This is a genomic window from Caulobacter sp. GW821-FHT09H08 (assembly GCF_059415885.1).
The window spans coordinates 290,769-304,021 of sequence record NZ_JBWKOC010000005.1; the positions used below are offsets into that span (position 1 = coordinate 290,769).

Annotated in this window: 13 protein-coding genes and 1 tRNA gene; 8 read left to right on the forward strand and 6 right to left on the reverse strand. The window is 68.4% G+C overall.

The window, feature by feature from the left end:
* The first annotated feature begins 15 nt into the window (after positions 1–15).
* From amaB to arfB, 4 genes are all read left to right on the forward strand, one after another.
* Positions 16–1,539 (forward strand): L-piperidine-6-carboxylate dehydrogenase, encoded by a 1,524-nt coding sequence (gene amaB, locus AC07NN_RS19205; RefSeq protein WP_494644701.1) that lies wholly within the window; start codon positions 16–18, stop codon positions 1,537–1,539.
* Between the two features lie 65 nt (positions 1,540–1,604).
* Positions 1,605–1,679: transfer RNA gene (locus AC07NN_RS19210), tRNA-Thr, on the forward strand.
* A gap of 20 nt (positions 1,680–1,699) precedes the next feature.
* A complete protein-coding gene (locus AC07NN_RS19215; RefSeq protein WP_494644705.1) occupies positions 1,700–2,161 on the forward strand; it encodes a YaiI/YqxD family protein in 462 nt (153 codons plus the stop codon).
* 4 nt (positions 2,162–2,165) lie between these two features.
* Positions 2,166–2,597, forward strand: a complete 432-nt coding sequence (gene arfB, locus AC07NN_RS19220; RefSeq protein WP_494644709.1) for an alternative ribosome rescue aminoacyl-tRNA hydrolase ArfB — start codon at positions 2,166–2,168, stop codon at positions 2,595–2,597.
* Positions 2,598–2,700: 103 nt separating this feature from the next.
* Here the strand turns inward: arfB and AC07NN_RS19225 are convergent, their stop codons facing one another.
* The 3 genes from AC07NN_RS19225 to AC07NN_RS19235 form a co-directional block, all read right to left on the reverse strand.
* The gene (locus AC07NN_RS19225) at positions 2,701–3,228 is read right to left on the reverse strand and encodes a MarR family winged helix-turn-helix transcriptional regulator (RefSeq protein WP_494644712.1); all 528 of its coding nucleotides are present in this window, start codon (positions 3,226–3,228) and stop codon (positions 2,701–2,703) included.
* Between the two features lie 204 nt (positions 3,229–3,432).
* Entirely contained in the window at positions 3,433–3,648 is a 216-nt protein-coding gene (locus AC07NN_RS19230) for a hypothetical protein (protein ID WP_494644715.1), read from the reverse strand.
* 62 nt (positions 3,649–3,710) lie between these two features.
* Complete coding sequence (locus AC07NN_RS19235) at positions 3,711–4,214, reverse strand: GcrA family cell cycle regulator (RefSeq protein ID WP_494644719.1); 504 nt, start codon at positions 4,212–4,214, stop codon at positions 3,711–3,713.
* 281 nt (positions 4,215–4,495) lie between these two features.
* On the opposite strand from AC07NN_RS19235, the gene AC07NN_RS19240 reads away from it, so the two are divergent.
* The 4 genes from AC07NN_RS19240 to AC07NN_RS19255 are packed head-to-tail and all read left to right on the forward strand — an operon-like array spanning position 4,496 to position 6,475.
* Positions 4,496–5,002: a c-type cytochrome gene (locus AC07NN_RS19240; protein WP_494644724.1), complete on the forward strand. Its 507-nt coding sequence runs from the start codon at positions 4,496–4,498 to the stop codon at positions 5,000–5,002.
* Between the two features lie 2 nt (positions 5,003–5,004).
* Entirely contained in the window at positions 5,005–5,388 is a 384-nt protein-coding gene (locus AC07NN_RS19245; RefSeq protein WP_494644728.1) for a nuclear transport factor 2 family protein, read from the forward strand.
* Complete coding sequence (locus tag AC07NN_RS19250) at positions 5,385–6,122, forward strand: nuclear transport factor 2 family protein (RefSeq protein ID WP_494644731.1); 738 nt, start codon at positions 5,385–5,387, stop codon at positions 6,120–6,122. Before AC07NN_RS19245 ends, AC07NN_RS19250 begins: the two co-directional genes overlap by 4 nt.
* Entirely contained in the window at positions 6,119–6,475 is a 357-nt protein-coding gene (locus tag AC07NN_RS19255) for a nuclear transport factor 2 family protein (protein ID WP_494644733.1), read from the forward strand. The genes AC07NN_RS19250 and AC07NN_RS19255 overlap by 4 nt, the downstream gene beginning before the upstream one ends.
* Here the strand turns inward: AC07NN_RS19255 and AC07NN_RS19260 are convergent.
* Genes AC07NN_RS19260 through AC07NN_RS19270 form a run of 3 tightly spaced genes read right to left on the reverse strand, consistent with a single transcriptional unit; the run spans position 6,472 to position 13,138 of the window.
* On the reverse strand, positions 6,472–8,835 hold the full coding sequence (locus AC07NN_RS19260; protein ID WP_494644734.1) for a thiamine pyrophosphate-binding protein: 2,364 nt from the start codon (positions 8,833–8,835) through the stop codon (positions 6,472–6,474). The two genes, AC07NN_RS19255 and AC07NN_RS19260, sit on opposite strands and share 4 nt — an antisense overlap.
* A 14-nt stretch (positions 8,836–8,849) precedes the next feature.
* Positions 8,850–11,993, reverse strand: coding sequence for an efflux RND transporter permease subunit (locus AC07NN_RS19265; RefSeq protein ID WP_494644736.1), 3,144 nt, complete (start codon positions 11,991–11,993; stop codon positions 8,850–8,852).
* Positions 11,993–13,138: an efflux RND transporter periplasmic adaptor subunit gene (locus AC07NN_RS19270; protein WP_494644739.1), complete on the reverse strand. Its 1,146-nt coding sequence runs from the start codon at positions 13,136–13,138 to the stop codon at positions 11,993–11,995. The genes AC07NN_RS19265 and AC07NN_RS19270 overlap by 1 nt, the downstream gene beginning before the upstream one ends.
* Positions 13,139–13,253 lie beyond the last annotated feature (115 nt).

Here is a 13,253-nt window from a genome sequence, read left to right on the forward strand (position 1 = left end):
GCGTGTGCTCCCGTCATGAGCCAGTCCTTCCCGACTCCCGACGCCCATGCCCGCGAGCTCCTGGCCAAGCTGGGCGTGCCCGCGCAGCCGGCCGATGGCGGCCAGCCGATCCGCAGCCCGATCGACGGCGCTGTCCTGACCCATGTGGCCTTCGACGACGCCCGCGAGATCGGCTCCAAGGTTTCCGCCGCCTGCCACGCATTCGAGGCCTGGCGTGTCGTCCCCGCCCCGCGCCGGGGCGAGCTGGTCCGGCTGTTCGGCGAGGAACTTCGCGCCGCCAAGGCCGACCTCGCCGCCCTGGTCACCCTGGAGGCCGGCAAGATCGCCTCCGAGGCGGCCGGCGAGGTCCAGGAGATGATCGACATCTGCGACTTCGCCGTCGGCCTGTCGCGTCAGCTGCACGGCTTGACCATAGCGTCGGAGCGCCCCGGCCACGCCATGCGCGAGACCTGGCACCCGCTGGGTCCCGTCGCGGTGATCAGCGCCTTCAATTTCCCGGTCGCCGTCTGGGCCTGGAACGCCTGCCTCGCCTTGGTCTGCGGTGATCCGGTGATCTGGAAGCCGTCCGAGAAGACGCCGCTCACGGCCCTGGCTACCCACGCCATCCTGCAGCGCGCCCTGGAGCGGTTCGAGGACGCGCCCGACGGCCTCTGCGCTGTGATCCAGGGCGGCCGCGACGCCGGCGAGCGCCTGGCTCGCGACCCGCGCATCGCCCTGGTCAGCGCCACCGGCTCGACCCGCATGGGCAAGACCGTCGCCCCCCTGGTCGCCGCGCGCTTCGGCCGCTCGATCCTGGAACTGGGCGGCAACAACGCCATGATCGTTACGCCGTCGGCGGACCTGTCGCTCTCCCTGCGCGCCATCGTCTTCTCGGCGGCCGGCACGGCGGGCCAGCGCTGCACCAGCTTGCGCCGGCTGGTCGTGCACGAAAGCCTGGTCGACAAGGTCGCGGACGCGGTCGACACGGCCTTCCAGCGCCTGCCGGTCGGCGACCCGCGCGATCCCAAGACCCTGCTCGGCCCGCTGATCGACAAGGCCGCCTACGACGCCTTCGTCGAGGCCATGAACCAGGTCCGCGCCGAGGGCGGCGCCGTCAGTGGCGGCGAGCGCCTGCTGATCGACGAGCATCCGGACGCCTATTACGTCCGCCCTGCCCTGGCCCGCCTGCCGGCGGCCACCGCCTGCATGCAGCGCGAGACCTTCGCGCCGCTGCTGCACGTTGTTCCGTACACGTCGTTCGAGGGCGCCCTGGCGATCCAGAACGACGTCCCGCAGGGCCTGTCCTCCTGCATCATGACAAACGACGTCCGCGAGGCCGAAGCCTTCCTGTCGGCCGCCGGCAGCGACTGCGGCATCGCCAACGTCAATATCGGCCCCTCGGGCGCCGAGATCGGCGGCGCGTTCGGCGGCGAGAAGGAAACCGGCGGCGGCCGCGAGAGCGGCTCCGACAGCTGGAAGCAGTACATGCGCCGCCAGACCGCGACGGTGAACTATTCGGGCGCGCTGCCCCTGGCCCAGGGGGTGCGGTTCGATCTTTAGCCACCCTTGCCGTCCGCCCCGGCAAACGGCATAAGCCCTGACCTCGGGTCATCGACCCGTGAAACGCCGGTTTAGCTCAGCGGTAGAGCAGCGGTTTTGTAAACCGAAGGTCGCGGGTTCAATCCCTGCAACCGGCACCAGCTTCCCCAGGTTCCGCGCGATGGCCGCCACCCTCTTCATCGACGCCGACGCCTGCCCCGTGAAGGACGAGGCCTACAAGGTCGCGGCCCGTCACGGCTTCAAGACCTTCGTCGTCTCCAACAGCTGGATCCGTGTCCCGCTGACGCCGGTGATCGAGCAGATCGTGGTCGACGCCGGCCCGGACGTCGCCGACGACTGGATCGCCGAGCGCTGCGGTCCTGGCGACGTGGTGGTGACCAACGACATTCCCCTGGCCGACCGCGTGCTGAAGGCCGGCGGCGCGGCCGTGGCGCCGAACGGACGGGTGTTCTCGGCCGACATGATCGGCTCGGCCCTGGCCTCGCGCTCGATCGGCGAGCACCTGCGCTCGATGGGCGAGGTCACCAAGGGCCCGGCCGCCTTCGCCAACGCCGACCGCTCGCGCTTCCTGCAGGCGCTGGACCAGCTGGTGGTCAAGGCCAAGCGCGCGGCGCCCCGCTAGCCTCATGCCCGCGATGATCGAGATCACCTCCTGGCTGCGGATCGACGAGGACGAACTGGTCTGGAAGGCCACCCGCGCCTCGGGCCCCGGCGGCCAGCACGTCAACAAGACCTCGACCGCCATCGAGTTGCGGTTCGATGTCCGCAACTCGCCCTACCTGCCCGACGACGTGAAGGCGCGGCTGGAGACCCTGGCCGGCAGCCGCCTGACCCAGGACGGGGTGCTGATCCTGTTCTCGCAGGGCTCGCGCTCGCAGGAGATGAACCGCCAGGACGCCCAGGAACGCCTGGTCGACCTCATCCGCCGGGCGACCGAGAAGCCCAAGCCGCGAAGGCCAACGAAGCCGACCTATTCCAGCAAGCTCAAGCGGCTGGATGGCAAGGCCAAGCGCGGAACGGTAAAGTCCGGGCGCGGACGGGTGAAGTTCGACGACTGAGGGGCCGCCCTCGCCCTTCGACAAGCTCAGGGTGAGGACTATTTCCAACGACCGTTCAGTAGAAACCTCACCCTGAGCCTGTCGAAGGGCGAGGTTTCGCGGCTCAAGCCGTCTCCGGCGGCGCCGGCGCGGAGAACCCGATGACGTCCTGCTGCCAGTCGGGCTCGCCGATCAGGCCGGACAACATCTTCTGCAGGTAGCGGGTCATGGCCGCCTGCTCTTCCGTCGTCAGGTTGCCGCAGATCTCGCGGTTCAGCGGACGGATCTCGGCGCGGATCTTCTCGAGCAGGGCGCGGCCGGTGTCGGTCAGGCAGACCACCACGATGCGGCGGTCGCTGGGCGAGACGCCGCGCGCCACCAGGCCTTCGGCGATCAGGCTGTCGATCGAGCGGGTCAAGGTCGTGCGGTCCGTCGCCGCCAGCTTGGCCAGCCGGGTCATCGACAGGTCGCCGAACCGACGCAGCGAGATCATCGCCACCCACTTGGCGAAGGTCAGGCCATGCTGCGCCAGCAGGTCCGCCGCCACCGCCCGGCGGTGCTGTTCGGTCTGGTAAAGCAGGTAGCTGAGATAGCTCGGCAACGGCAGCGCGTGGTCTTCCGCCACGTCGGCGCGCTCATCCCCCTCAACCATTGTCGTTTCCGTCCCCACAAAACGGCGATCTGTGTGTCATAAGGTTAATGGCCACGCAATCTGCGGTATCGTTTGCGGAAACGAAAAACCCCGCGAAAGGCTTCGCGGGGTCATAACTTTCAATCTATCCGGGAATTTCCGTTAACAAACGCGACTTCCGCCGCATTTTCACCGTATGGGCGCAATCGGTTTGCTCAAGCTTCCTCAGGCGTCGGCGGCGGCGCGGTTGCGGTTGCGGCCGCGGGTCAACCAGTCGTCGGGATAGGTTTCGCGCACGGTGATCGACTTGAACTGGGTGACCGGGATGCTGGCGTGGTCGCCGGGGTTCAGGTCGCGCGACACCGAGTGGCCGGCGAACTCCTCGATGATGGTGATCACTTGGCTGCTGCCGGCGGCGTTCTCGATCAGGACCATGTTCATGGGAGCTACTCGGTGATCTCGAGGAAGAGGGAAAGACGGTCGGGGACGTTCGGGAGAAGCGCCTAGAACAGGCTCGGCTGAACGCGCTTTTCCTTGACGCCCTTCAGGGCCCAAGCTTCGACCGCGGCGCCGGTGGCGAGGCGGCGGAAGGCGCCGGCCGTGTGCTGCTCGCAGTACGAGCCGCGAGCGGTCAGCTTGGGACGACCGCAGAAGCCGAAGTCGTCGCCTTCCGGATTGCCGATCGGCCAGCGGCACGAGTGGACGCCCAGTTCCAGGATGCCCGAGGTCGGCAGCAGGTCTTCCTCGGTGCGCTCGAAGCGCGGGGCGACGTGGGGGGCGGCCGTGGTTTCACGGGTCGGACGCTGGCGAACGATCCGCGACGGCGAGCGGACCGAGGTCGCCCGCTGACGGACGGGGGTTTCGCGGACGGTGATGCCCAAACGGTGCACCTTGCCGATGACGGCGCTGCGGCTGACGCCGCCCAGCTGTCGGGCCACCTGGCTCGCGCTGAGACCCTCGAGCCACAGCTTCTTGAGCGTCGCGGTGCGTTCTTCGCTCCAGTCCATGATCTTGTTTTCCAGCCCTGCCCGGAGCCAGCCCGCTCCGTGAGGAAATGGGTAAGGTTTATGGTTAACGACCGTCAAATAGTTATGTGCAGACCCACGGTTTGCGATTCCACTTTTCACCAAGAGAATCACGTAGATACCGTCAATTGTCGCAGCCCCTCCGGCCAAGCTTCGCTTAAGTACCATTGTTACGTGACAAGCGGCGGGGCCAGATTTTATAAGGGGTTACAATGCGTCGCGCCGTCGCAGACCGTGCGACGAAACGTCTGTCGGGGACCCTCATGCGTACGTTGAAACTGGCCGCCTTCGCCGCCCTCTGCCTGACCGTTTCGGCATGTTCGAAGGATGGCGGCAGCTCGGGCGAGGCCCCCGCCTCGGCGCCGGCCGATGCGCCCGCCGCCGCGACCCCGACCGACGCCGAGAAAGCCGCGGCCCTGGCCGCCCTCCCCGCTCCCTACAACACCGGCGACCTGTCGAACGGCCAGAGCAAGTTTGCCCTCTGCCGCTCGTGCCACACCATCACCGAGGGCGGTCCGGACCTGACCGGTCCGAACCTCTACGGCGTGTTCGGCCGCAAGGTCGGCTCGAAGGCCGGCTACAGCTATTCGGACGCCGTGAAGGCTGCGGGCTTCACCTGGGACGCCGAGCACTTGGACAAGTGGCTGGCCGATCCGCGCGGTTTCATGCCGGGCACCAAGATGACGTTCGCCGGCCTCAAGGATCCGAAGGACCGGGTCGACCTCATCGCGTATCTGAAGGTCGAGACGGGCTACAAGCCGGCTCCGTAGCGGTGCGCCCGGCCCCGCCAGAACTGGAGAAGCTGGTCCAGCGCCTCTACGACGCCAACGGGCGGCGCGACTTCGAGGCGTTCCGCGCCCTGGTCCACCCGCAGCTGGTCTGGCCGGACCTGACGCGCGGCGGTGTGCTGACCAGTCCCGAGGCCGTCCGCGACTACTGGACCTATAACGACGCGTCCATCCGCGTGGAGATCACGCCGGTCGAGGTCCACATGCTGGACGACGGCCGCGTCCTGGTGGACGCCAACCAGGTGGTCTGGAACCGCTCGGGCCAGCTGTGGTCGGACCTGTGCGTGCGGCATTGTTACACGCTCCGCGACGGCCTGTTCTGGCGCATGGATATGGTTTCCAGGGGGGACGCGGATCCAGGCCCATGACGCCCGACGAAGATCGGATCGCGCGCCTGTACAAGGCCTTCAACGCCCGCGACTTCGAGGGTTGCGTCGCGATGATGGCCGACGACGTCGTCTGGCCCGACGAGGCCGAGGACGGCCTGCTGGAAGGCCGTGAAGCGGTCAGGGCCTATTTCACCGAAGTCACCTCGCCCCTGCGAGCCCACTACGATGTGGTCAGCCTAAAAACGACACCGGAGGGGCGCGTCGACGTCCTGACGCGCCAGACCATCACCAGCGCCGCCGACGGCTCGGTCTGGTCCAGTACGCGGGTCATCCATCGCTATAGTTTCCGCGACGGCCTGATCGCCCGAATGGAATCCGAGCAGGGCAGCCAGGCCGTGACCTTCTCCGGCGTGGCGGAGGTGCTGGAACGACTGCATCGGGCCGTCAACGGCCGCGACGTCGAGGGCGCCGTCGCCTGCTACGCTCCCACCGCCCGCTTCATCGATAAGCTGGAAGGCGGCGAGATCGCGGGCGAGGCCGCCATCCGCGCCCACTTCGAGCACCTGTTCGAGACGGTCCGTGTGGAGATCACGGTGATGGACCATGTCCTGGAGCCCGACGACCGCGTACGCGCCAGGCTGAACGTCGTCACGCGCGGCCCCAGCGGCGGGCTCTGGCAGGACGACACCATCACCGTCTGGTATCGTCTGGAGAGCGGGCTGATCGTCGAGCAGGACGTCGACGACAGCGGAAGCGACGGAAACGCGTCATGAGCACGCTGCGGGCGGTGCTGGACGAGGCCTATGAGGCGTTCAACGCCAAGGACCTGGCGCGCCTGCGTCCGCTGTTCCACGACGAGGCGGTCTGGCCCAACACGCTGGACGAGGGCGACGACCCGGTCGGCAAGGAAGCCGTGCTCAGCTACTTCGCCCGCATCTTCGCCACCATCCTGCCGAACATCCAGATGATCCGGATCGTCGAGGAGACGGCCGACAGCCTGACGACCGAGGCCCAGTACTCGGTTGAGAGCCCGGACGGTCATATCTGGACCGACACCCAGGCGCGGCTGGTCTACCACTTCCGCGACGGGCTGCTGTCGGGCCAGACGATCCTGCGAGGCTTCTAGGCCAGCAGGTCCGCGCAGGCGTCGAGGATGGCTTCCGCGTCCAGGCGGTATTTCGCGTAGAGGTCCGGCAGGTCGCCCGACTGACCGAACACCTCAAGCCCGAGGGCCCGCACGCGCTGCCCGCGCACCGAGCCCAGCCAGGACAGGGCCAGAGGCGCGCCGTCGGTCAGGGTGACCAGGCCGGCGTCGCGGTCCAGCGGCGCCAGCAGCGCCTCGATGGTCGAGGCCTTGTTCCCCTCCCCCGTCCAGCGCGCGCGGCCTGAAGCGGTCCAGTCGCGGTGCAGGACATCGGCCGAGGTCACGGCCAGCAGGCCCGCCTCTGGCATATCCTCCGCCAAAGCCTCGAAAGCCGCCAGAGCCTCGGGCGCCAAGGCGCCGCTGTAGACCAGGGCCAGCTTCGCGCCGGGCTTGGGCGCCTTCAGCCAATAGGCCCCGTCGACCACGCCCTGACGCCAGGCGTCGTCCGCCCGTTCCGGTTGGGCGATGACGCGGGTGGAGAGGCGCAGATAGGTCGAGGCGCCGTCCTCGGCCTGGATGCAGTCGAAGGCGTGGGCCATCAGCACCGCCGTCTCGTCGGCGAAGGCGGGCTCGTAGGTGTCCAGACCCGGCTGGGCCATGCCGATGACCGGGGCGTTGATCGACTGGTGCGCGCCACCTTCGGGAGCCAGGGTCAGGCCGGACGGTGTGGCGACCAGCAGGAAGCGGGCGTCCTGGTAGCAGGCATAGTTCAGGGCATCGAGGCCCCGGGCGATGAACGGGTCGTACAGCGTCCCGACCGGGAACAGCCGCTCGCCGAACAGCGGCGCGGTCAGGCCCAGCGCCGCCAGGGCGATGAACAGGTTGTTCTCGGCGATGCCCAGCTCGACATGCTGGCCGGTCTCGGCCTTGGACCAGACCTGGGCCGAGGGGATGCGACGGCGCTTGAAGACGTCGTCGTGGGCGCGGCGCTGGAAGACGCCCCGTCGGTTCACGAAGCCGCCGAGGTTGGTCGATACCGTCACGTCCGGCGAGGTGGTCACGACCCGGCCGGCGAACTCGTCCTTGCGGGCGGCGATCTCGAACATGACCTTGCCGAAGGCCGCCTGCGTCGATTGCTCGCTGTCGTTCTTGCCGCCGGTGACGGCCGCCAGCAGCTCATCGACGGTCGGCGTCGGGATGGTCGGGGCCACGTGCTGCCGCTCGACCTCGGCGGCGAAGGGTGCGCGGGCGATCAAGCCCTTCAGCGCGGTGCGCTCGGCGGCCGAGAGGCCCGATAGCGGATCCCACTCCTCGCCCTCGACCACACCGAGGCGCTCACGCAGCTCGGCGATCTGGGACGGAGTCATCAGGCCGGCGTGGTTGTCCTTGTGGCCCTGGAACGGCAGGCGCAGGCCCTTGACGGTGTAGGCGATGAAGAAGCGCGGCCGGTCGTCCTGGCCCGCCTTCTCGAAGGCCTCCAGCAGGGTCTCAAGGCAGTGGCCGCCCAGCTCGGTCATCAGCTCGGCCAGGTCGACGTCCTTGTAGGAGGCAATCAGGGCCAGGGTCGCGGGGCTACCCTCCAGGTCGGCGTTCAGCCGCTCGCGCCAGGCCGCGCCGCCCTGGTAGCTCAGGGCCGCGAACAGGTCGTTGGGCGCGGTCTCGATCCACTCGTGCAGCTTGTCGCCGCCCGGCCTGGCGAAGGCCTCGCGCTGGCGCTTGGACCACTTCAGCGTCTCGACGGTCCAGCCGGCGGCCTCGAAGATCTCGCCATAGCGGGTGAACATCCGGTCCTGGGTGGTCGCGTCCAGGCTCTGGCGGTTGTAGTCGACGATCCACCAGGTGTTGCGGATGTCGTGCTTGCAGGCCTCGATCAGGGCTTCGTAGATGTTGCCCTCGTCCAGCTCGGCGTCGCCCAGCAGCGAGATCATCCGGCCCATCTTCTCGGGCTTCACCGATCCGCGCGCGGCCAGGTAATCCTGGGTGAGCGAGGCAAAGGCGGTCATGGCCACGCCAAGGCCGACCGAACCCGTCGAGAAGTCGACGTCGTCCACATCCTTGGTGCGCGAGGGATAGGACTGCGCCCCGCCCAGCGCCCGGAACCGCTGGAGGTTTTCCAGGCTCTGGCGGCCGAACAGGTGCTGGATGGCGTGGAACAACGGGCTGGCGTGCGGCTTGACCGCCACCCGGTCCTGCGGCCGCAGCGCCTTCATGTAGAGCGCGGTCATCAGGGTGGCCATCGAGGCGCTCGACGCCTGGTGGCCGCCGACCTTCAGGCCGTCGCGGCTTTCGCGGATATGGTTGGCGTTGTGGATGGTCCACGCCGCCAACCAGAGAATCCGTTCCTCGAGACGGCGCAGCAGAGCGATTTCCTGCCGCTTGGCCGTCAGTGAGCCGTCAGGCATGCTTCCTCACCGGGTTACACCGGTGAAGTTTGCCCCTCACCGTTCTTTTCGCCGGCTTCATACTCCTCGATCTGCCGGGCCGTCCACTCCGGCGACTTCGTGAAGCGCGCCAGGAGGTCATAAAACACCGGCACGATGAAGAGCGTCAGCAGGGTCGCGAAGATCGAACCGGTGAAGATCACCGACCCGATGGTCTTGCGGCTGCCCGCGCCGGCGCCGGCCCACAGCATCAGCGGCAGGGCGCCCATGGCGGCGGAGATCGAGGTCATGATGATCGGACGCAGGCGCAGGGCCGCCGCCTCGATCACCGCCTCGCGCACGGTCAGGCCCTCGTCGCGCAGCTGGTTGGCGAACTCGACGATCAGGATGCCGTTCTTGGTGGCGATGCCGATCAGGATGATCAGGCCGATCTGGCTGTAGGTGTTGATGGTCGAGCCCATCACCAGCAGGCCGAACAGGCCGCCCAGCGCCGCCAGCGGCACGGTCAGCATGATCACGGCCGGGTGGATCCAGCTCTCAAACTGCGCCGCCAGCACCAGGAACACCAGCAGCAGGGCCAGGCCGAAGGCGACGGCGATGCCGCCCGAGCCTTCCAGATAGTCCTTGGCCTGGCCGCCCCACTTGATGCTGACGCCCGGAACCGGCCGCTGGTCGGCCTGGTCCTTGAAGAACGCCACGGCCTTCTCGACGGTGTAGCCGGGGTTCAGCTGGGTGGTCAGGGTCACCGAGCGCAGGCGGTCGACGCGCGGACGGTCCGGCGTGTCGCCCCGCAACTGGGTCGTCACCACGGTCGACAACGGCACCACCGCGCCGGACGCGGTGCGGACGTTCAGCCGGTTCAGGTCCTCGATGCTGCGACGCTGGTCCAGGTTGGTCTGGACGATGACGTCGTATTCCTGGCCGTTCTTGATGTAGGTCGTGGCCCGGCGCGAGCCGAACATGGTCTCCAGGGCCCGGCCGATCGACTGGGCCGAAACGCCCAGGCTGGCGGCCTTGTCCTGGTCGATCTGCACCGACAGGCGCGGCGCGGTCGGTTCGTAGTCCAGGCGCGGACGCGCCATGCCCGGGTTGTCCTGGGCCGCGTCCAAGATCGGCTTGAGCCATTCGGCCAGCTGGCCGTAGTCGTTGCCGACGGCGATCAGGTCGACATTGGTGCCGCCACCGCCGCCGCCACCGCCGCCCCGCTGGAACGGACCGCGCACGCTGGCCACGGCGCGCACGCTGGTGATCTTGGCCAGATCCTTGTTGAGCTCGGCGGCGACCTGGTCTGCGGTCTTCGTGCGCTCGCCCCAGGGCTTCATGACGATGACGCTGTTGCCGCTGTTGAACGAATTGCCGCCGAAACGCGGGATCGTCACGATCGTCCGCTCGGCCTCGCCCTGCTCGCGGTACTTGGCGATGATCTTCTCGACCTTCAGGCCGATGGCGGCGGTGTAGTCGTAGCCTGCGCCTTCGGGGCCGTTGATCGACACGTCGACCCGGCCGCGGTCTTCCGGCGGCACCAACTCCTTGGGCAGGTTGACGAACAGCAGGGCCGCGAAGGCCGCCAGCAGCACGACGAGGCCGCCGGCGATCGCCGCCGACCAGCCGCCCAGGATGCTTTCCAGCGAGGCGCGGTACGACTTGCGCAGCGCGTCCATGGCCGCGTCGACGCGGCGGGCCAACCAGCCCTCCCCGTGCGCGGGCTTGAGCAGCTTGGACGCCATCATCGGCGACAGGCTGAGCGCCAGCAGAGCCGAGAAGCCCACGGCGGCGGCGATGGCCACGGCCAGCTCGACGAACAGGCGGCCGATATAGCCGGGCAGGAACATCAGCGGCGCGAACACCGAGATCAGCACGATCGTGGTGGCCACGACGGCGAAGAACACCTGACGCGTGCCGCGCTCGGCGGCGACCAGGGCCGGCTCGCCCTCGTCCACGCGGCGCTGGATGTTCTCGACCACGACGATGGCGTCATCGACGACCAGGCCGACGGCCAGCACCAGGGCCAGCAGGGTCAGCAGGTTCAGCGAGAAGCCCAGCGGAGCCAGGACGATGAAGGTCGACAGGATGCAGATCGGCGCGACCAGCGACGGGATCAGGGCCGAACGCCAGCTCCCCAGGAAGATCAGGTTGACCAGCACCACGAGGCCGATCGACATGCCCATGGTGATCCAGACTTCGTGGATGGCCTCGGCGGTGAACACCGAGTTGTCCACGGCCACGACCATCTTGGTGCCCGGCGGCAGGGTCTCGTTGATCGCCTCGACTTCCTTGCGGACGGCCTCGGAAATGGCGACGTCGTTGGCTTGCGACTGGCGGGTCAGGCCGATGCCGACCTGGTCGATGCCGTTGCCGCGGAACATCTTGCGACGCTCGTCCGGACCTTCCTCGATCCGGGCCACGTCGCCCAGGCGCAGGACATAGCCGCTGCCGTTGGCGGCGCGCAGCGGCAGGCGGGCGAACTCCTCGGGCTTGGCGTAGCTGCGGGCCACGCGGATGGTGAAGTCCTTGGAGGTGCTTTCCAGCGAGCCGGCCGGCAGCTCCAGGTTCTGGGCGTTCAGGGCGGTCTCGACATCGTCCACCGTGACGCCGCGCGCGGCCATCTCGTTGGCGTCCAGCCAGATCCGCATGGCGTAGATCTTGGCCCCGAACAGGTTGGCCTGGGCCACGCCGTCGATGGTCGACATCCGCTCGACCAGGTAGCGGTCGGCGTAGTCGGCCAGCTGCAGCTGATCCAGCGTGGTCGAGGTCAGGTTCAGGATGATGATCGGCGAGGCGTCGGCGTTGGCCTTGGCGATCTGCGGCGGGTCGGCCTGGTCCGGCAGGTTGCTGGTCACCCGGCTGACGGCGTCGCGCACGTCGTTGGCGGCCGCGTCGAGGTCGCGGTCGAGGTTGAAGGTGATGGTGATCTGCGAGCGGCCGTCGCGGCTGCTCGAGTTCACGCGGTCGATGCCCTGGATGCCGGCCACCTGGCGCTCGATCACCTGGGTGATGCGCTCCTCGATGACTTCGGCCGAGGCCCCGCGATAGCTGGTCGAGACCGACACGACGGGCGGATCGACACTGGGCAGCTCGCGGATCGGCAGCGAGGTAAAGGCCGCCAGGCCGATAACGCAGAGGATGATCGCCGCGACGGCGGCGAATACGGGACGACGAACAGAAAGGTCGGACAGCATCAGCCGGCCTTCCGGTCAGAACCGCCCTTTTCGCCGCCCTTTTGGCCCTTGCCTTCGCCCTTGCCGCCGCCCGGGCCACCCTTCCCCCCGCCGACGGACGCGCCGTCCTGGATGCGGTTCAGGCCGTCGGCCACGATCTTGTCGCCCTTCTTCAGGCCGGCCCGGATCTCGACGAAGCCGCCTTCGGTGATGCCGGTGTCGACGTCGGTGCGGCGCGCGACCATGCCCTTCGGGCCCTTGGCGATGCGGAAGACCGAGGCCTGGTTGCCTTCGAACTGCACGGCCGCTTCCGGCACGGCGACGCTCTCGCGCATGCCCTGGTCGATGGCGACCTTGACCAGCATGCCCGGCTTCAGGCGGCCGCCGGCGTTCGGGAACTCGGCGCGGGCCTTGATGGCGCGGGTGGTCGGGTCGATGCGGGTGTCGATCTGGGCGATCTTGCCCGCGAAGGTCTCGCCCGGCAGCGCGTCGGGCCGCGCGGCGATCGGCAGGCCGATGCGCAGGGTCTGCAGGTAGCGGTCCGGCACCGAGAAATCGACGCGGATCACCGAGGCGTCGTCGAGGCTGACGATCGCGGTGCCCGGGCTGATCAGCATGCCCGGCGCGACGTCCGAAATGCCGACGCGACCGGCGAACGGCGCGCGGATCACGCGATCCAGCTTGTTGGCCTGGGCCGAGGCCACGGCGGCCTTGGTCGTCTCGTAGCTGGCCAGATACTGCTCGGCCGTGGCGCGCGGGGCGATGCCCTGGTCGGCCAGGGTCTTCCAGCGCTTGTAGTCGCGCTCGGCCTGGGCGGCGCGCGCCTTGGCCTCGGCGATGCCGGCGTCCTCGGAGTCGGCCTTCAGCTCGACCAGCACCTGACCGCGCGAGACGGCCTGGCCGTCGGCGAAGTGCACGGCGGTGATAAGTTCGGCGGTGTTGGACGTGATCGTCACCGACTGCCGGCCCTTGGCCGCGCCCAGCACCTCGATGCGATCCGTGAACGGACGCGTGCCGACCACGGCCTGGGAGACATTGGTCGCGCGACCGCCGCCGCCCGCGCCCTTGGTTTCCTTATTGGCGAAGGCCAGCTTCACGCCGCCCACCACCAGCATCAGGACAACGGCGACCAGGGCCACCACGAGGAAGAAGTGCCTGCGGATCAACGAAACGCTCCGGGCGCCGAACAGACTCGGCGAAGTGATAAGTGCGGCGAGATATGACCGCAGCCTAAAGCGGCGTCCAGTGACAGGCGGATGACTGACTATTGCAGCCCTGAAA

Bases quoted from the DNA above. Each gene is read 5' to 3' on its own strand.
- AC07NN_RS19230 (WP_494644715.1), bottom strand. From the start codon at position 3,648: ATGAACATGGTCCTGATCGAGAACGCCGCCGGCAGCAGCCAAGTGATC.
- AC07NN_RS19255 (WP_494644733.1), top strand. From the start codon at position 6,119: ATGAGCACGCTGCGGGCGGTGCTGGACGAGGCCTATGAGGCGTTCAAC.
- arfB (WP_494644709.1), top strand. From the start codon at position 2,166: ATGCCCGCGATGATCGAGATCACCTCCTGGCTGCGGATCGACGAGGAC.
- AC07NN_RS19240 (WP_494644724.1), top strand. From the start codon at position 4,496: ATGCGTACGTTGAAACTGGCCGCCTTCGCCGCCCTCTGCCTGACCGTT.
- AC07NN_RS19225 (WP_494644712.1), bottom strand. From the start codon at position 3,228: ATGGTTGAGGGGGATGAGCGCGCCGACGTGGCGGAAGACCACGCGCTG.
- AC07NN_RS19235 (WP_494644719.1), bottom strand. From the start codon at position 4,214: ATGGACTGGAGCGAAGAACGCACCGCGACGCTCAAGAAGCTGTGGCTC.
- AC07NN_RS19250 (WP_494644731.1), top strand. From the start codon at position 5,385: ATGACGCCCGACGAAGATCGGATCGCGCGCCTGTACAAGGCCTTCAAC.
- AC07NN_RS19215 (WP_494644705.1), top strand. From the start codon at position 1,700: ATGGCCGCCACCCTCTTCATCGACGCCGACGCCTGCCCCGTGAAGGAC.
- amaB (WP_494644701.1), top strand. From the start codon at position 16: ATGAGCCAGTCCTTCCCGACTCCCGACGCCCATGCCCGCGAGCTCCTG.
- AC07NN_RS19265 (WP_494644736.1), bottom strand. From the start codon at position 11,993: ATGCTGTCCGACCTTTCTGTTCGTCGTCCCGTATTCGCCGCCGTCGCG.
- AC07NN_RS19260 (WP_494644734.1), bottom strand. From the start codon at position 8,835: ATGCCTGACGGCTCACTGACGGCCAAGCGGCAGGAAATCGCTCTGCTG.